At 41.3% G+C, this 16,160-nt stretch carries 13 protein-coding genes; 6 read left to right on the forward strand and 7 right to left on the reverse strand.

Going from position 1 to position 16,160, the window contains the following annotated elements:
* The first annotated feature begins 104 nt into the window (after positions 1-104).
* A complete protein-coding gene (locus tag FHS60_RS01775; RefSeq protein WP_183694167.1) occupies positions 105-3,032 on the forward strand; it encodes an outer membrane beta-barrel protein in 2,928 nt (975 codons plus the stop codon).
* Positions 3,033-3,053: 21 nt separating this feature from the next.
* On the opposite strand, the gene FHS60_RS01780 is transcribed toward FHS60_RS01775, so the two are convergent.
* Positions 3,054-3,959, reverse strand: a complete 906-nt coding sequence (locus FHS60_RS01780; protein WP_183694170.1) for an IS982 family transposase — start codon at positions 3,957-3,959, stop codon at positions 3,054-3,056.
* 117 nt (positions 3,960-4,076) lie between these two features.
* Here FHS60_RS01780 and FHS60_RS01785 point away from each other — a divergent pair, with 117 nt between their 5' ends.
* Genes FHS60_RS01785 through FHS60_RS01795 form a run of 3 tightly spaced genes read left to right on the forward strand, consistent with a single transcriptional unit; the run spans position 4,077 to position 6,639 of the window.
* On the forward strand, positions 4,077-5,384 hold the full coding sequence (locus tag FHS60_RS01785; protein ID WP_183694173.1) for a hypothetical protein: 1,308 nt from the start codon (positions 4,077-4,079) through the stop codon (positions 5,382-5,384).
* A gap of 2 nt (positions 5,385-5,386) precedes the next feature.
* Positions 5,387-6,007, forward strand: a complete 621-nt coding sequence (locus FHS60_RS01790) for a hypothetical protein (protein WP_183694176.1) — start codon at positions 5,387-5,389, stop codon at positions 6,005-6,007.
* Positions 5,989-6,639 carry a hypothetical protein gene (locus tag FHS60_RS01795; protein WP_183694179.1) on the forward strand — a complete coding sequence of 217 codons (651 nt, stop codon included), beginning with the start codon at positions 5,989-5,991 and terminating at the stop codon, positions 6,637-6,639. The genes FHS60_RS01790 and FHS60_RS01795 overlap by 19 nt, the downstream gene beginning before the upstream one ends.
* 211 nt (positions 6,640-6,850) lie before the next feature.
* Here FHS60_RS01795 and FHS60_RS01800 read toward each other — a convergent pair whose 3' ends face one another.
* The 5 genes from FHS60_RS01800 to FHS60_RS01820 form a co-directional block, all read right to left on the reverse strand.
* Entirely contained in the window at positions 6,851-8,050 is a 1,200-nt protein-coding gene (locus FHS60_RS01800) for an acetate/propionate family kinase (protein WP_183694182.1), read from the reverse strand.
* Positions 8,051-8,063: 13 nt separating this feature from the next.
* Positions 8,064-9,074, reverse strand: coding sequence for a phosphate acetyltransferase (gene pta, locus FHS60_RS01805; protein ID WP_183694185.1), 1,011 nt, complete (start codon positions 9,072-9,074; stop codon positions 8,064-8,066).
* A gap of 125 nt (positions 9,075-9,199) precedes the next feature.
* Positions 9,200-9,763 carry an elongation factor P gene (gene efp / locus FHS60_RS01810; RefSeq protein WP_183694188.1) on the reverse strand — a complete coding sequence of 188 codons (564 nt, stop codon included), beginning with the start codon at positions 9,761-9,763 and terminating at the stop codon, positions 9,200-9,202.
* Positions 9,764-9,890: 127 nt separating this feature from the next.
* On the reverse strand, positions 9,891-11,900 hold the full coding sequence (locus tag FHS60_RS01815; RefSeq protein ID WP_183694190.1) for a M13 family metallopeptidase: 2,010 nt from the start codon (positions 11,898-11,900) through the stop codon (positions 9,891-9,893).
* Positions 11,901-11,913: 13 nt separating this feature from the next.
* Positions 11,914-13,209 (reverse strand): UDP-N-acetylmuramoyl-tripeptide--D-alanyl-D-alanine ligase, encoded by a 1,296-nt coding sequence (locus FHS60_RS01820; RefSeq protein WP_183694193.1) that lies wholly within the window; start codon positions 13,207-13,209, stop codon positions 11,914-11,916.
* A 168-nt stretch (positions 13,210-13,377) separates the two neighbouring features.
* On the opposite strand from FHS60_RS01820, the gene folP reads away from it, so the two are divergent.
* Both folP and cdaA read left to right on the forward strand, forming a co-directional pair.
* A complete protein-coding gene (gene folP, locus FHS60_RS01825; protein ID WP_183694197.1) occupies positions 13,378-14,214 on the forward strand; it encodes a dihydropteroate synthase in 837 nt (278 codons plus the stop codon).
* 6 nt (positions 14,215-14,220) lie between these two features.
* The gene (gene cdaA / locus FHS60_RS01830; protein WP_183694200.1) at positions 14,221-14,988 is read left to right on the forward strand and encodes a diadenylate cyclase CdaA; all 768 of its coding nucleotides are present in this window, start codon (positions 14,221-14,223) and stop codon (positions 14,986-14,988) included.
* A gap of 252 nt (positions 14,989-15,240) precedes the next feature.
* Here cdaA and FHS60_RS01835 read toward each other — a convergent pair whose 3' ends face one another.
* Positions 15,241-16,158, reverse strand: coding sequence for a hypothetical protein (locus tag FHS60_RS01835; RefSeq protein WP_183694204.1), 918 nt, complete (start codon positions 16,156-16,158; stop codon positions 15,241-15,243).
* Between the last annotated feature and the right edge of the window lie 2 nt (positions 16,159-16,160).

The raw sequence follows: 16,160 nt of genomic DNA on the forward strand, positions 1-16,160 counted from the left end.
AGCTGCTTACAAAAGCTTAAAAACTTCTTTTTCTTTGCTATTATATATTATATTATATTTGCAAAATAGTTATGTTAGCTCTTTCTTAACTAAAAATCAAAATTATGAAACGTATCTCTTTCGTTCTTTTACTTGTTTTCACACCTATTCTTTGCCTTTATGCACAGAATGGAGAAATAACAGGTAGAATCCGTGACCTCATCACAGAGAATAGTATCGATTCTACAGCAGTGACACTGCTGAGAACTGACAGCAGCAGAGTGGGAGCCACTTATGCAATAACAGAGCTTAGCCACACGGAAATAGATGGGAAACCGGTTCGGGATAGGAATCCGAAGGATGGAGCAACGTTCATATTAAAAGTTCCGAAGCCAGGTCGCTACATTCTGCGCTGCATGGCCGTGGGCTACAAAACAATGTACTTTCCCATCCACGTGAAATACACATCTGCAAGAACAAAATATGATGTGGGCGACTTCTATTTGCAGGAATCTTTTGTACAATTGGGAGAAGCTGTAGTGAAAGGTACCAAAATACGCATGTTCTACAAAGGTGATACGCTTGTGTATAATGCCTCTGCTTTCCAACTTCCTGACGGCTCTATGCTTAATGATCTTGTTGCTCAACTACCTGGAGCAGAAATACGCGATGGCAACATTTACGTCAATGGACGCTTAGTTGAAAATCTGCTATTAGGAGGAAAAGACTTTTTCAACGGCAATCCTCGTGCAGCTCTGGCAAGCTTACCCGCCTACGTGGCTAAGAACGTGAAAGTGTACACGAAGAAAGGCGAAAAGAGTAGTATGATGGGGAGCTCGATGGGAGACGAGCAATTTGTGATGGATGTACACTTGAAACGGAAGTATATAGGCACTTATATAGGCCAATTGGTGGCAGGATACGGAACAAAAGAGCGCTATCAGGCAGGATTTAATCTAATGAGATTTAACGACTACCAAAGTTTTAGTTTAGCCGGAGACTTCAATAACCGCAGCCAACAGTATCAATATGCGAGAGAAGGAGAAAGAGGGAAAGCAGAAAAGAGCGGAAAGCACCGCAGGAACTATCTGACTTTCAATTACCAATATGAGCCTAACGGAAAGATTCGTTTCACAATGGGGGCAGACTATCATGACAATGCGGTGCATAATGATGAAGGGGCGAGCCGAGAGAATTTCCTTTCAGGAGGTAATACGTTTATTCGCACGTCCAATGTGTCCTATCTCGACAATATGTCGGTGGCAGGCAGAACTCGTCTGACGCTTCGTCCACGCAAGAATCAATTCTACGAAATCAAATATTCCATCAACTACCTGAAAAATCACGGATATAATCACATTCGGACGGCCAACTACAACGCAAATCCTTCGGAGAAAGACTTCTACGCGTTAATGGACAGTACGTTTTCGAGACTTAACACCAACGTGTTCCTTCAGTCCATCTTGCTCAGCCGCCTTCAAAACCGGGTGCACTTCGATAGCAAACAACTCAACCATCAGGCCTCTTTCTTGATGCACAATGCCTTTGGAGGGAATTTACTGAATGTTGAGGGCGAGTTTGCTGCCACTAATCAAGATGGACATCGTTATGACTTATATAATCTGCGCTACAGTCGCCCCACACCTCAAACGGATTTCCGAAATCGGTATGTGGCGTCACAAACTGACTCCTACCACTATTTAGGGAAAATTTCTTACGATTGGAAATATAGGCAGACAGAAAAGGCCGATGGACTTTTAACCCCTTACTACAGCTTTGCGTACGATAAAAACTGTAACAACAACCCTCTTTATCGCCTTGACCTCTTAGCTGGAACATGGGGAAACTTTGATACGTCTGTATTGGGAGTACTGCCTTCCAACACTACAGATTTGGAACAGGTTCTGAGTAGTGCCGACAGCTATTGGGGCAATCTTAGACAAAAGAAGCATCTGCTGGGTGCAAACTGGCAACACGAGCTAAAACTTGCCAATAGACGATGGTTGAAATTCAATGTTACAGCAGAAACGGGATATTTGGACAGTCAGTATAATTATTGGCGCTACGGAAACAAATATCCAGCCACACGCCATTCTTGGCTTCCTTCTCCTTCGGTCAGACTGACATATAATCCCATCGCGGAGGATCGTGGAGGAAGAGGCACAAGTTGGGTATTGTCTGCGTCAAGTCGTAAAGAGCAAGTCAACCTTCATCATCTTATCGACATTACTGATGCAGCAGATCCGCTGAATGTGTCCAAAGGTAACTCGCAGCTACATGACACATGGATAAACAATGTTTCACTGCAGCACATGCGCCGTTTCTACAAAACAAGCACGAATCTCTATAGTAAGGTTTCCTTCAATTTCTTGAAAAACGCTGTAGAAATCTCCACCATCTACGATCGGATAAAAGGTGTACGCACGACACAGCCCGTCAATGTCGATGGAAATTGGAATGCAGGCTTCAACTTTATGGTAAACACACCATTAGACAAGGATCAGAGATGGATTATCTTTTACATGGCAAGCATAAACGCCTATCACAGTGCAGACTTAAGTTATACCACAACAGGCCGTCACAACGAGAAATACAATGTGGACAGACTGGATTGGTCAACAGGAGTTATACTACAAAGCCATCCCACAGCTTGGCTGAATCTCTCCAGTTCTTTCTCTGCTTTCATGAACAATATCAGAGGCTCCCGCCCACAATTCGAAAAGATTTATACCACCACATTACTCTATGGCCTTCAGGCAATTGTCAACCTACCTGCCAAGTTCATTCTGTATGCGAACTGCGACTTCTCCTCACGGTTTGGTTATAACGACGCATCGCTCAACGAAACGCGTGCAAACATCGAGACAAGTCTGGAGCGCTCTATCAAGAATTTTACTTTAAAGTTCCAAGCTTGCGACCTCTTAGCTCGTAATCTCTACACTACTAATTCTATTGATGCACAAGGTCGCACCGAGAGCTTTGCAACAACTATTCCTCGCTATTTCCTCTTCTCACTGACATGGAGATTTAACAAAGTAGCCAACCGAAAATAATATAACGTGAGTTCGACGAATTCAGAACAATGTAAGCTGTGTGTCAATGGTCCTTTGTACATTGATACACGGCTTCTTTGGAAACAGACAATAGGCAGCAATGACCCCTAATAAGTTGACGATGAAATTGTCAAAGCATCTATGTCTGGAGTGCTCCACTTGTGCAATGTTCTTAAGTTCATCATTCACCGTTTCTATAATGGCTCTTTTTCGGAGTAAAAGTCTGTCTGAAACGCTCATTAAAGCTCCTTTCATATTACTTTTCAATTTGGTAATAAGTTGTATTCCGTCAACGAAAAGCCTTTGAAAGAGGTTCTTACTGATGTACCCCTTGTCACCGACCAGCTTACCATGTATGAACTCTACAAAAGCGTTATATTCCAAAGGCTTACGGTCATCAATATCTCCTGGCGTTATCATAAAGTTGAGAAGTTCTCCTTTCTCATTGCAAATCAAATGCAACTTGAAGCCAAAGAACCAACCCATAGAACATTTCCCTCTTTGGGCTATGCCTTTGAAAACTTTGTGAATATGTATTCTTTGGTTTTTGCAGACACGCAGTAGTGTGCTGTCAACAAAGCTTATGCCCGTGCATTTGCCCAACAGTACCTTCTTGATAAACAAGGTTAAGGGTATGACTACATCCCTTTCCAATTCTACTAAACGGTTATAAGAAACAACTTTGGGAAACAGATGGCGAAGATGCTTACATACTTTTTCAAGATAGAAATGTTTGAAGCAGCGATAACCGGAAGTGTGGAAAAGAATCATTATCAGCATGACTTCTGCCTTTGACATTGTAGAACTTCGATGATATTTTCTTTTTCCAGTAGGTTTTAGCGTATATTTTGCTGTTATAACATCAAATAACTTGCAGAAGTCGTCTGCCATACAAAAGATTTCTGTAATTTTGTCCTCGGTGATCATAGCGATTTTTTGTTTGTAATTATTTGTATTTCAACACCTTAAAATTACAATAAATTTCGCTAATCACCAAATTTATAGACACTTATAATTCGTCGAACTCACGTTAAAATAGAAGTTATGAAAAGAAAAAATATCATTATAATTCTCTGGATTCTGTGGATTGTATCTATGATTGGTATGGTGTTCGGTGTTTACTACTATATCGATAACAAGCGCATTAGATTACGATCTGAAATCAGAGATAATGTAGAATCTATTTTCGAAGGTCAGTCAAGTGGGGATATGATTGTCTCAAATAATGATGGATTTTTCGATGTCGCTTATAGTGGTAGTCCAGTGCGACACTATAAGAAAGTTGCCATACCTTCTAAACCGTCTAAAGGTGGACTTGTAGCTATTGACCCAAGTATTGACGAGAAGATAACTGATGACTGGAAACAAAGTTATGGTGACTTGGCATCATTATATGAACTCAACTGGGGTGACAAATATCCAAATCAGGAAGATGATGGTTGGAGTATCATTAGAATATATTGTAGAGGAGTTGATGAAGATTTTATTCAAACCAATACTTTTTTCCCATATAAAGTAGGACTTAAAAAATCTGAATGGGGAAACTTTTATACCGTTGAGCAGGCTGTTAATGAAGCGTTCGAGTTTTATACAACCAATACAAAATCTGGTTATTCTGAACGTTTTAGTAAAGGTTCTAGTAATCGTCTTTGGTCAAAGATTCATGATAGCGGCAATGAATATTTCTGGATTGTTGAGAATAAAAATCCCAATAGTTGGAAAGCTGGGATTCCTATATGTCATCCGAAGGAGAAAAGCTATGATGAAGTTCAACGAACAATGCCATACGAAAATGGATGGATGCACAATGGTTATTACAGAGTTTTTATTGCAGCAACACAAGAAAGGCATTATATGATTGAAGAAAAAGATTGGGCCGTAAATAAAAACCGAAATCAACTTTTTCTATGGTGGGGAATAAGTCTAACAGTCTTATTCATGTCACTAATAATTCCACTGACTATTAAGGAGAGTAAGGTGAACAAGAAAAAGTCTGAAACATTATATCAACGCCTTGTCAGATTATGTAATCCAATGAATTTTATAGATAATTATGACAAGGAGAAAGTTGAAAAAGCCAATATAATCTATAAAAGATTGCTTGAAACAACTCCAGATAATAATGATGCTTTAATAGAAATCCAAATACAAGCTTCATCGGAACTTGGGATTAACTTTATTGATAAAGCAGAGTTGGAAGATTTAAAAGAAAAGGTAAATCCAAAGAGATTTATCAATCCTTACAATGCAGAGAAAGTTTCATTAGCAAATGAACTCTATGCGATTCTTGTGAAAGAAAACCTTACATATGGAGAATTGATAGAAGTAAAAGAAAAATCAAAACTATTATAATTATGAGTAGAATAGTATTAACATTAGTGGCGACATTTATCTGTACATGGTTAAATGCCCAGACCATAAGTAATGGTCTTATGGAAAATGTAGTAGTAAATACAGAGGGAGGTAACAGATTCGAACTTAGTTATTACACAGAAAATGGGATAAATGTTGTCAGTATTTGTGATTGGTACAGAAAGTTAGGTGAAAGTGGTATCCATTGTTCATCATTGGGAAATAATATGACAATTTTTAAGTCAGAATTAAAGAACTTGCAAACAAAATACGAACAATGGATAGCTACAGCTAAATCAAACAAAGTACAAGAGGTGGAAAAAGAAATGCCTTGTGAAATTAGTTATTCCACCTTTGATTGCGATGCCTATGCAGGAAATGCAACAGAGGTAATAGTAAAGCCTTATTTTGTCATACGAAATTACGTACCACGTTGCGAAATAAGAATTTGGCAATATTTCTATGATCGCACGCCTAATTACAATGTCTGGTATCTATCACCAAAAGATATTCCCTTTTTAATATCGGCAATAGATAGGGGTATCAAGAATACATTTCAAAGAGTATACAAAAGAAAAGAACGGAAGATTTATTCAAGTAGATTATGGAAACGGTTATTGTAATTGTAGCTATAGTATTCTTTGTTATTTATCTTTTTGCACAGGATTCAAAAAAGGAAACAACAAGAGAAAAATATGGCGAAGCTATAGGACAAGTTGCTCATTCTGCCGCAAGCACAATTGCAGGTATAGCACATGATATTGCAGAGCCTGCAAGCAAAAAGGAAATTCGTCTAGCCAGAGAGACACTTGCATATAGGAACGGACAGTTGTATAGATTTGAATATTATTCAGAAAAAGAGCGTATTAAAGAACTGCTTGATGTGGACGAATCTTTTGAAAAATCATTGAATTTACTTGGACTTTCAGCAGAACGCTGGAAGAAGATTGGTAAGCACATTTTCTATGTAGGTGTTATTAAATACTTGTCACGTGAACATTCTGATTACATTAAGAAAAATCAAGATTTCATTCGTAAAAGAATCTTAAATGAGTGGGGTAAAGACCCTCATATGAAGGTTTATCCAGATACACTTCGAAAAGCATTAGGCTATTTCAATATCTCAGAAGAGGAATGGATAAAATATGGTGATACGGTTATAGATATGTATAATATAAATGACAATAAAGATGTTGAAGAGTATGGTATTATCACACAGATTATGCCAATGCCTAATAACAAGCATCTTTTGTGATTCCAACATTGTATTGGGAGTTTTTTTAGATATACGCTATATTAACGTGAATTCGTCGAACTCACGTTAATATAAATGCAAACTCTTTTATTGCTCTTATATAGCTATCCGAGGGATAAAACAAAACTGCCACTTATCTGAAAAAAGATAAGTGGCAGTTGAAATTATAAGTAGTAGGTAAGTTTCTCCTCCAACTATTAAAGAAATGAATCTACTGCTTAGCAACAAGCTGCATCGTATCAGTAGCAATCATCAATTCTTCATCCGTCGGGATAACAGCTACCTTTACTTTACTTTCAGGCAGAGAAATAAGTTCTTCTTCACCATTATTGCGCTCGTTCTTTTCTTGATCAAGCTGTATACCTAAGTATTCCATTCCTTCCATTGTAGCCTTACGCACATCCCACTGATGCTCGCCTACGCCAGCAGTGAAGACAATGACATCAACACCTCCCATAACGGCCGTATAAGCACCTATGTACTTCTTAATGCGATAGGAATACATATCAAGAGCCAGTTGAGCGCGCTCGTTGCCCTTTTCGGCTGCATCTTCCACTTCGCGCATATCACTGCTCACACCACTGATGCCGAGCAGACCGCTCTTCTTGTTGAGCAGGTCGATGGCTTCTTCCGGAGTTTGGTGCTCTTTCTCCATAATATAGAGAATGGCACTGGAGTCGATGTCACCCGTGCGCGTACCCATCATTACACCTTCCAAAGGGGTAAGTCCCATAGAGGTATCAACGCATTTGCCATGATCAACAGCAGAGATACTTGCACCATTTCCGATATGGCACGTAATCATACGTACGTCTTTCGGATCGAAACCGAGCACCTCACCTGCTCGTGCAGTCACATAGCGATGGCTCGTGCCATGAGCTCCGTAGCGGCGGAAGTTATAATCTGTATAATAATTATAAGGCAGACCATACATGAAAGCCTTAGGCGGCATTGTCTGATGGAAAGCTGTATCGAAAACGAACACCTGCGGAAGATTGGGTAACTGTGCACGCACTGCAAGATAGCCTTTCAGATGGGCGGGGCTATGAAGGGGAGCTAATTCCATAAAAGGTTTCCATCCTTCAAGCATTTCGTCTGTCACAATCTGGCTCTTAGTGTAAGTACCACCAGCCACTATACGATGGCCCGCTGCATCAATCTCATCAAGGCTCTTAATTGCACCAATCTCAGGATCGAGAAGAGTGTCGAACATCAATTTAATACCTTCCGTATGAGTGGGACACTCGTGGCTGATAATTTTCTTTTCCCCATTGGGAAGAGCTACTTTATTGAAAGAGCCGGCTAAACCTACTTTTTCAATGCCGCCTGCTGCGAGGACGGACTTGTCGGTCATGTCGTACAGCTTGTACTTGATGCTGGAACTACCGCAGTTGATAACAAGGATTTTCATAAATAGAGGAATTTTACTGTTTAGCCGCCTGTGCTTGACAAGCTGTGATGGCTACCATATAATAAATGTCATCGATAGAGCAACCGCGGCTCAAGTCATTGACTGGCCGAGCTATACCCTGGAGGATTGGACCTACTGCAATAGCATTGCCCAAACGCTGAGCAAGCTTATAGCCTATATTACCCACCTCAAGGTTAGGAACAATCAGCACGTTAGCTCTACCAGCGATCTCACTGCCTTTGGCTTTCTTCTCTGCCACGGAGGGAACAAGAGCTGCATCTGCTTGGAGTTCGCCATCTACTTTCAATTCAGGATAATGTTCATGGGCCAAGCGAGTAGCCTCAACCACCTTATCAACTACTTCATGAGAAGCACTGCCTTTAGTAGAGAAACTCAACATAGCTACGCGAGGATCGGTAATACCGGCTACAGACTTTGCAGTCTCTGCAGTGCAGTAAGCAAACTGAGCCAACTGTTCAGCTGTAGGAACTGGAGTGACAGCGACATCACTCATCACAACAACGCCATCTTCACCGTATTGATGCTGCTGAGTAATGAGCAACATAGCACCACTCACACAAGTGATACCAGGAGCACACTTGATAATTTGAAGAGCGGGACGGAGCGTATCGCCCGTAGTACTGAGTGCACCAGAGATTTGGCCATCGGCGTCTCCATTCTTAATAATAAGACAGCCCAAATAGAGAGGATTCTTCACCAATTCACGAGCCTGCTCAATTGTCATACCCTTCTTCTTACGAAGTTCTGCGAGCAGTTGTGCATATTCCTCAGATTTTGGATTGTTCTCTGGGGCGATAATAGTAGCTTTGCTGATATTCGTCAAGTTGAAAGTTTCAACTTGTTGCTGAATTTTAGCAGGATTTCCAATAAGAATAATGTCGGCGAGAGCGTCGGCAAGAGCGCGGTCAGCAGCCTTAATAGTGCGTTCCTCCTCAGCTTCTGGAAGAACGATACGCTGCTTATTGGCCTTAGCGCGGACAATAAGATTTTCTAAGATATCCATTATTTATTAAAAAAAATTTATGTATGATGCAAAGGTATAAAAAAATGTGCTAATGCACACATAGGTACATTAGCACATTTAGTATAAAAACTTATTTCGGAGTGGATTATCTGCTCAAAAGTAGCTTACTTCACGCGGTTGAGATAAGAACCATCGCGAGTATCTACCTCGATAACTTCGCCTTCATTGATAAAGAGAGGTACGCGAACTTCAACTCCGGTTTCAAGCTTGGCTGGTTTTGTTGCGTTTGTAGCGGTATCACCCTTCAAACCAGGTTCTGTGTAGACAATCTTAAGTTGTGTTTTGACCGGCATTTCAGCATACAGAATGGTCTCTGTAGAAGCATCACTAACGACGTCGAGAATATCACCTTCTTTCATAAACTCCACACCTGTGATAAGCTCTTTCTCAATCATAACATCATCGAATGTTTCCTGATTCATGAAGTGGAAATCATCACCATCAGCGTAGGTGTATTGGAAGGGGCGACGCTCTACGCGTACATCCTCGAGAGCTTCACCGATATTGAAGCGCTTTTCCAACACGTGGCCAGAAACAACATCCTTCAAAGTCGTACGCATAATTGTGTTACCCTTACCTGGCTTCACATGAAGGAAGTCGATGCAGAAATACAGTTTACCATCCAAACGGATGCAAGTACCTTTCTTAATCTCTTGTGATTTAATCATCTGATATGTATTGTTTTATTCTTATATTCGTATAAGCGGCTGCAAAAATACTAATTACTTAACTAACAAGCAACGGAATTCTGCCTTTTTTAGCTCTGCGCGATTGTAATATAGCAGTTAGCAACGGCTACCATATCTGCACTTTGTCAGCACGATACATTTTATCGTCTGGCTTTACATGAAAAGCGTCATAGAATTCTTGGATATTGGACAACGGACCTAATACTCGCCATTTTGCGGGTGCATGTTCGTTGCTTTTCACCTGTGTTGCCAAAGCCTCGGGGCGCATCTGTAGCATCCAAGCTTGAGCATAACCAAGGAAGAAGCGTTGCAACGGAGTGAAACCGCCAATCTGCTCTCCAGCTTGATATTGTGGTGTCTTCTTAAATGCTTCTAAGGCAACAATAACACCACCGAGATCGGCGATATTCTCACCTTGCGTCAAACTACCATTTATATGCAAGCCTGGAGCCACTTCATATTCGTTGAACTGTTTAACAATTTGTGCGGTGCGAGCATCAAACTGTTTCTTATCAGCTTCGGCCCACCAGTTATGAAGGTTACCATCTTTATCATACAGACATCCTTGATCGTCGAAACCATGCGTAACTTCATGTCCAAATGTTCCACCAACGATGGCATAGAGGATAGCATCGTCTGGCATTCCCGTAAAACCTGGTACAAAAATATTGCAACCAGGTATCACTATCTCGTTGTTCGATGGATTGTAATAAGCATTATACGTTTGCGGTTCCATGTCCCATTCAGTACGATCTACTTTCTTGCCATAATGGGACAAGTGTCGCTGCATCTCCCAAATGTTTACGTTCATCACATTACGAACATAGGACTTACGGGAGATCTCCAACTGGCTCATATCCTTCCACTTGTCTGGATAGCCCAGTTTCATCACCACTGCATTGAGTTTGTCAAGTGCCTTTAATTTTGTTTCTTCGCTCATCCAGCTAAGATTGCGGATGCGGGTAGCAAGCTCCGATTTGACAGCATTACCAATTTCTAAGAACTTTTCTTTCGTTCCCTTTGGTAAGAAATCTTGCACGTAAACTTGTCCCACGAGATCGCCCAAGGCATGATCCGTGCTCGTAACGGCTCGCCGCCAACGAGAACGAGGTTGTTCGATACCACGCAATGTCTTTGAATAAAAGTCAAACTGAGCTTGGAAAAGAGCATCATCCAAAGAAGCTGCAAGCCCATTGACATAATGGAACAAAAGATAATTATTCCAATTAGTCATCGAGATGCGAAGAAGCATTCCGTCAAGATGCGTGAAGAATTCTGGTTGTCCCACAACAACCGTATCAACATCTTTCAGCCCTAAAGTCTTTGTCAAGAGGGACAGAGCAAGATGAGGAGCCAGTTTCTCAAAGGCCGTCGCACTCATCTTATTGAAGTTGGTCAGAGGATCGCGCGTATCTTCTCGCTTGCGACTGTGCTGCGCCAATTCAGTTTCTATGCTAAGCAACGTCTCTGCTGCTTTTCGCGCTTCCTCTTCAACAAAACCTGCACGCTTGAAAACTATCGTTGCGTATTCCACAAAACGCTGACGAATGCGCCGTGTAGCCTCATCGTTCTCCACGTAATATCTACGATCGGGTAGCGACAAGCCACCCTGATTCAAATAGAAAGCATACTTATCACTTTGCTGCTGATCCTGCCAAACGCCAAAAGAAAACAGCGCACTACTACTTACACGCGTAACATAAGCTAACATACGAATCAGCGCATTAACATCCTTCACCGAACGAATCCGTCGAATGTCACCTTGCAGTTCTGAAATACCACGCTTATTGCGCCCTATGCTATCCATATAAGAAGCATAGAAATCGCCTATCTTTTGGCGAGCGGAGCCTCTCAATTGCTTGCGAACACTGGCGTCTTGACAGATACGACGAATTTGATCATCAATGGTATCCTGTATCACCGTAAAAATTCCGTTGTCCTTTTCTGTTGCAGGGATAGGATTCTCACGAAACCATGCGCCGTTGGCATATTCAAAGAAATCGTCTTGTGGGCGAACAGATGTGTTGATATGCGAAACTATTGGATCTATACTCTGTGCTGTTGCAGTGGCGGCTACGCAAGCTATAGCAGCAAAGAGCGTTTTTATTCTTATCATTTTCATTGAGCAATTATAGCACATCTGGCAATTGGAACAATTTCTGAGAATTGCTGCCTTTAATGAGTATCATGTGATTTTCTACGGGGGCTGCTGCCAGTGCTTCTTTTACAGCTTCCACATTTTCAAAATAGCGATATTGATGGGCAAAGGGTTTAAACTCTTCGCCAACAAGCCAAACAGATTCGAGATTCAGCTGATTGAGCAAATCAATAATCTTTTGGTGTTCTTCAACACTTGCTGCTCCCAACTCGCGCATACCGCCCAAGATGGCCATTTTGTGTGGAGACTCTATTAGGCGGAAGTTTTCCAAAGCTGCCTTCATACTGGTGGGGTTGGCATTATAAGCATCAACCACAAGCGTATTCTTAGCTGTGCGCTTCAACTCGCTTCGGTTATTTGTCGGTTCATAAGCTGCAATAGCATGTGTCACTTGTTCTGGCGTCACGCCAAAATGAACGCCAACGGCAGCAGCTGCCAAAGCATTGTCTATATTATATGCGCCAATGAGCTGCGTCTGCACTTCTTGCCAGACACCATCTTTCACACGCCAACGAAAATGCAGGAAGGGGTTGCAATTCAGCACCTCACCTTCCACATCATAGCCTTGTCCTGGACGCCCGTAAGTGTATGCTTTCAAACCTTTTGCTATATTGAGCAAATATTCGTTGTCACCATTGAGAAAAATATAGCCACCTGCTTTCGAGCGGAGATAATCGTAAAGCTCTCCCTTCGTATGGATAACGCCCTCGAAACTTCCAAAGCCTTCTAAGTGAGCCTTACCAACATTCGTTATTAAGCCACAATCAGGATCTACGATATTTGCCAGCGCTTTGATTTCTCCAGGATGATTTGCTCCCGTTTCAATCACAGCTATTTCGTCCTTTTCTGTCAGACGCAGGAGCGTTTTGGGAACTCCTATGTGGTTGTTCAAATTGCCGAGAGTATAGAGTACGCGATATTTCTCAGCAAGGACAGCACTGGTGAGTTCCTTCGTAGTAGTCTTACCGTTTGTTCCCGTCACCTCCAAAATTGGTGTCCCCAACTGGTGGCGGTGGTAAGAGGCCAGTTCCTGCATTGCTGTCAAAACATCGTCAACGAGAATCATGCGGTCATCATTGCTCACCATTTTCTTATCGTCAACCACAGCAAAGGCGCAGCCTTTTTCGAGGGCCATAGTTGCAAATTTATTACCATCGAAAGTTTCTCCTTTCAACGCAAAGAAGATTGCCCCTTTCGGACACTCGCGCGTATCCGTCGTAATGACAGGATGCTCGCAGAACAGTTTGTACAAGTCTGCTGTATTCATTTCTTTCATTCTAAATATCGTGCGAAGTTACAAGTTTTTTTTCGCAGCCTACTTCTTTTCCGACAGATACCTTACCTTTATGGAGCTTTAGCAGTAAAAAAAGAGATAGATACAAGCATGGTCAGCGGAATTTAACTACTTTTGCGAGTAAATAAAGTAAAGGAAATCATGCAGACCTATACAATAAATTGCAGCGGAAAGCTTATAGACTTCAGTCAGCCTAAAGTGATGGGCATTTTAAATGTAACGCCAGATTCTTTCTTTGTAGAGAGCAGAAAACAATCCGACGAGGAAATCCACCGACGTGTACAGCAGATGGTGGACGAAGGCGCACAAATGATCGACATTGGAGCATATAGTTCGCGCCCTGGGGCTGATGATGTTTCCCCAGAGGAAGAAATGCGCCGCCTCTCGCATGGTCTGCAAATAGTCAACAAACTTGCGCCACAACTCCCGGTTAGTGTCGACACTTTCCGAGCTGATGTGGCCCGAATGGCTGTAGAGGAATATGGCGCCGATATTATCAACGATATTTCGGGAGGCGAAATGGATGCGCAAATGTTTCGTACCATAGCGCAACTCAATGTTCCTTACATTCTCATGCACATGCAAGGAACCCCCCAAACAATGCAGGACAACCCGCAATATTCAGATTTCTTACGCGAAGTGTTTCTCTATATGGCACAACGCATCAATAGGTTGCGCGATATGGGCGTAAAGGACATTATTCTTGATCCTGGCTTTGGCTTTGGTAAGACGCTCGATGAAAACTATGAGTTGTTGAACCACTTGCAGGACTTCCACGAATTTGAATTACCCTTGCTCGTTGGCGTTTCTAGGAAGTCCATGATCTACAAGCTGCTCAACACCACACCGCAAGAAGCCCTTAACGGAACAAGTGTACTCCACACCATCGCTCTCCTAAAGGGGGCAAATATTTTGCGCGTCCACGACGTTCAGCAAGCTGTTGAAGCCGTACAGTTATATACTAAAACCGTTCAGTAAGTTCTCATGCTCTCACTCGGAATTAAAGACATCATCGACATTTTCCTTGTCGCTTTGTTGCTCTACTACATTTGGAAACTCATGAAGCAGTCCAGCGCTGCCAACATCTTTAGCGGCGTCATCATCTTCACTGTAGTATGGATTCTTGTGTCACGCGTGTTTGAGATGCGACTGATTGGAGGCATCATGGACAACTTGATGAACATCGGTTTGCTGGCTGTCATCATTCTTTTCCAAGACGAGATTCGACATTTCCTTTCTACCATTGGCAACCAAAAGAATGCAAAGTATCTTGCACGCATTTTCCACTTAAATAAAGAGGTCAAATCCCACCGCACTGACATTATGCCAATCGTTATGGCTTGTCTGAGCATGTCGAAACAAAAGGTGGGCGCACTCATCATAGTGGAACGGGGGGTCAACCTTGCAGAATACATCAACACTGGGGAAATCATCAATGGCAAAATCAGCCAACGACTCATCGAAAACATCTTTTTCAAAAACTCTCCACTCCATGATGGTGCTATGATTATTAGCAATAGCCACATCACTGCTGCGGGCTGTATCCTCCCCGTGTCTCACGACACCGACATCCCTAAGGCCCTCGGCCTGAGGCATCGCTCAGCCTTAGGCATTTCGCAAAAAAGCGATTGTCTGGCTATCTGCGTTTCAGAAGAAACGGGCGGCATCTCAATAGCCGAAAATGGCCATTTCCATCTCCGCTTAAATGCTGAAGAGCTTGAACGAATGCTCACAGAGGAATGGCAGGACTGATTCCTATAAGAACTTCAGATTTTTCCCAACTCTTTTTGTTTATTTCCTAAAACCTTTCTTTCATCATTTCCCTGCAAAGACTTTCTTAGCAGCGCATAATTCTCGATTCGTTGGCCAGAACAAACGGAATACAGAAACAAGCCCTTTTTCTCTCTCTTTGAAAAACCCCAAAATGTCTATTACTAACATGTAATCGGTACTATTGTTTTTGCATGAGGTACCGATGATACATGTTTTCTATGTGAATTATTCTCACTTTATATCTACTATATCTATAATCGAAGAGTTCTTATAGATGATTTCTATTTGAGAATTTGCCGTTTTGTTACAGACATTCTTCAGTTGTTGTAGTGAAACCTGTAGGCTTTTTCCTTCTACTTTTATAAAAGCTATACTGGGCAAAACATTTACTATTACTCCTCGTTTTTTTATGATTTTACCTACATTTTCTATTTCTTGTTTTATCGTTCCTACCAATTTGATTAAAACAATTCTAATACTATTAAATGTATTGTATTTGAAAAACCTATATAAGGCATTGTTTTCATCGTGTTCTTCCACGATTACCATACAGCGATGAGCTCCTTCGTTTCGTACTTGCCTTAATTGTGAATATGTAGCTTTTATATTTTTGTCATCAGGAAAAAGAGTGTTACATATCGCATTGAGTTTATGAGTAATTTCAATATCACTTACGCTTTTATATTCTTTGTTAGCATTACACTTGAAAGAATATATTCCATCAACATTTGTCGCATTCTCTATAAAACTCAACAAATTGTTAATATCTGGAAACATTACATAAAAATAGAAATTTACGACATTTTCTATTTGATAGAACGCATTTGCGCAAAAGGAATAAAAACGTTCTAGTTCTTTTTCCTTCAGGTTCAAAGCGGCATTTTCCATGCGAAGATTATCAATGAGAAGTTGGTCTCTTAATCTTTGATTTCCTTTTGCCAATATAAAATCATACGAAATGCTGTTATTGGCTCTTATTTCTAGCGTCTCACGAATAGCATGAACATCATCGCAAATTGACATTTGGGATGAAATAACATTTGCGGAGGAGGTTCTTTCTAACCTCTTCCGCAATTCTGCGTCAAACTCTGGATTTTGTTTGCTCAGTTGTACTATTTTATCTATTGTTGATTTCAGTTTCTCGTCCATAA

The organism is Alloprevotella rava (assembly GCF_014195585.1).
Lineage (GTDB): Bacteria > Bacteroidota > Bacteroidia > Bacteroidales > Bacteroidaceae > Alloprevotella > Alloprevotella rava.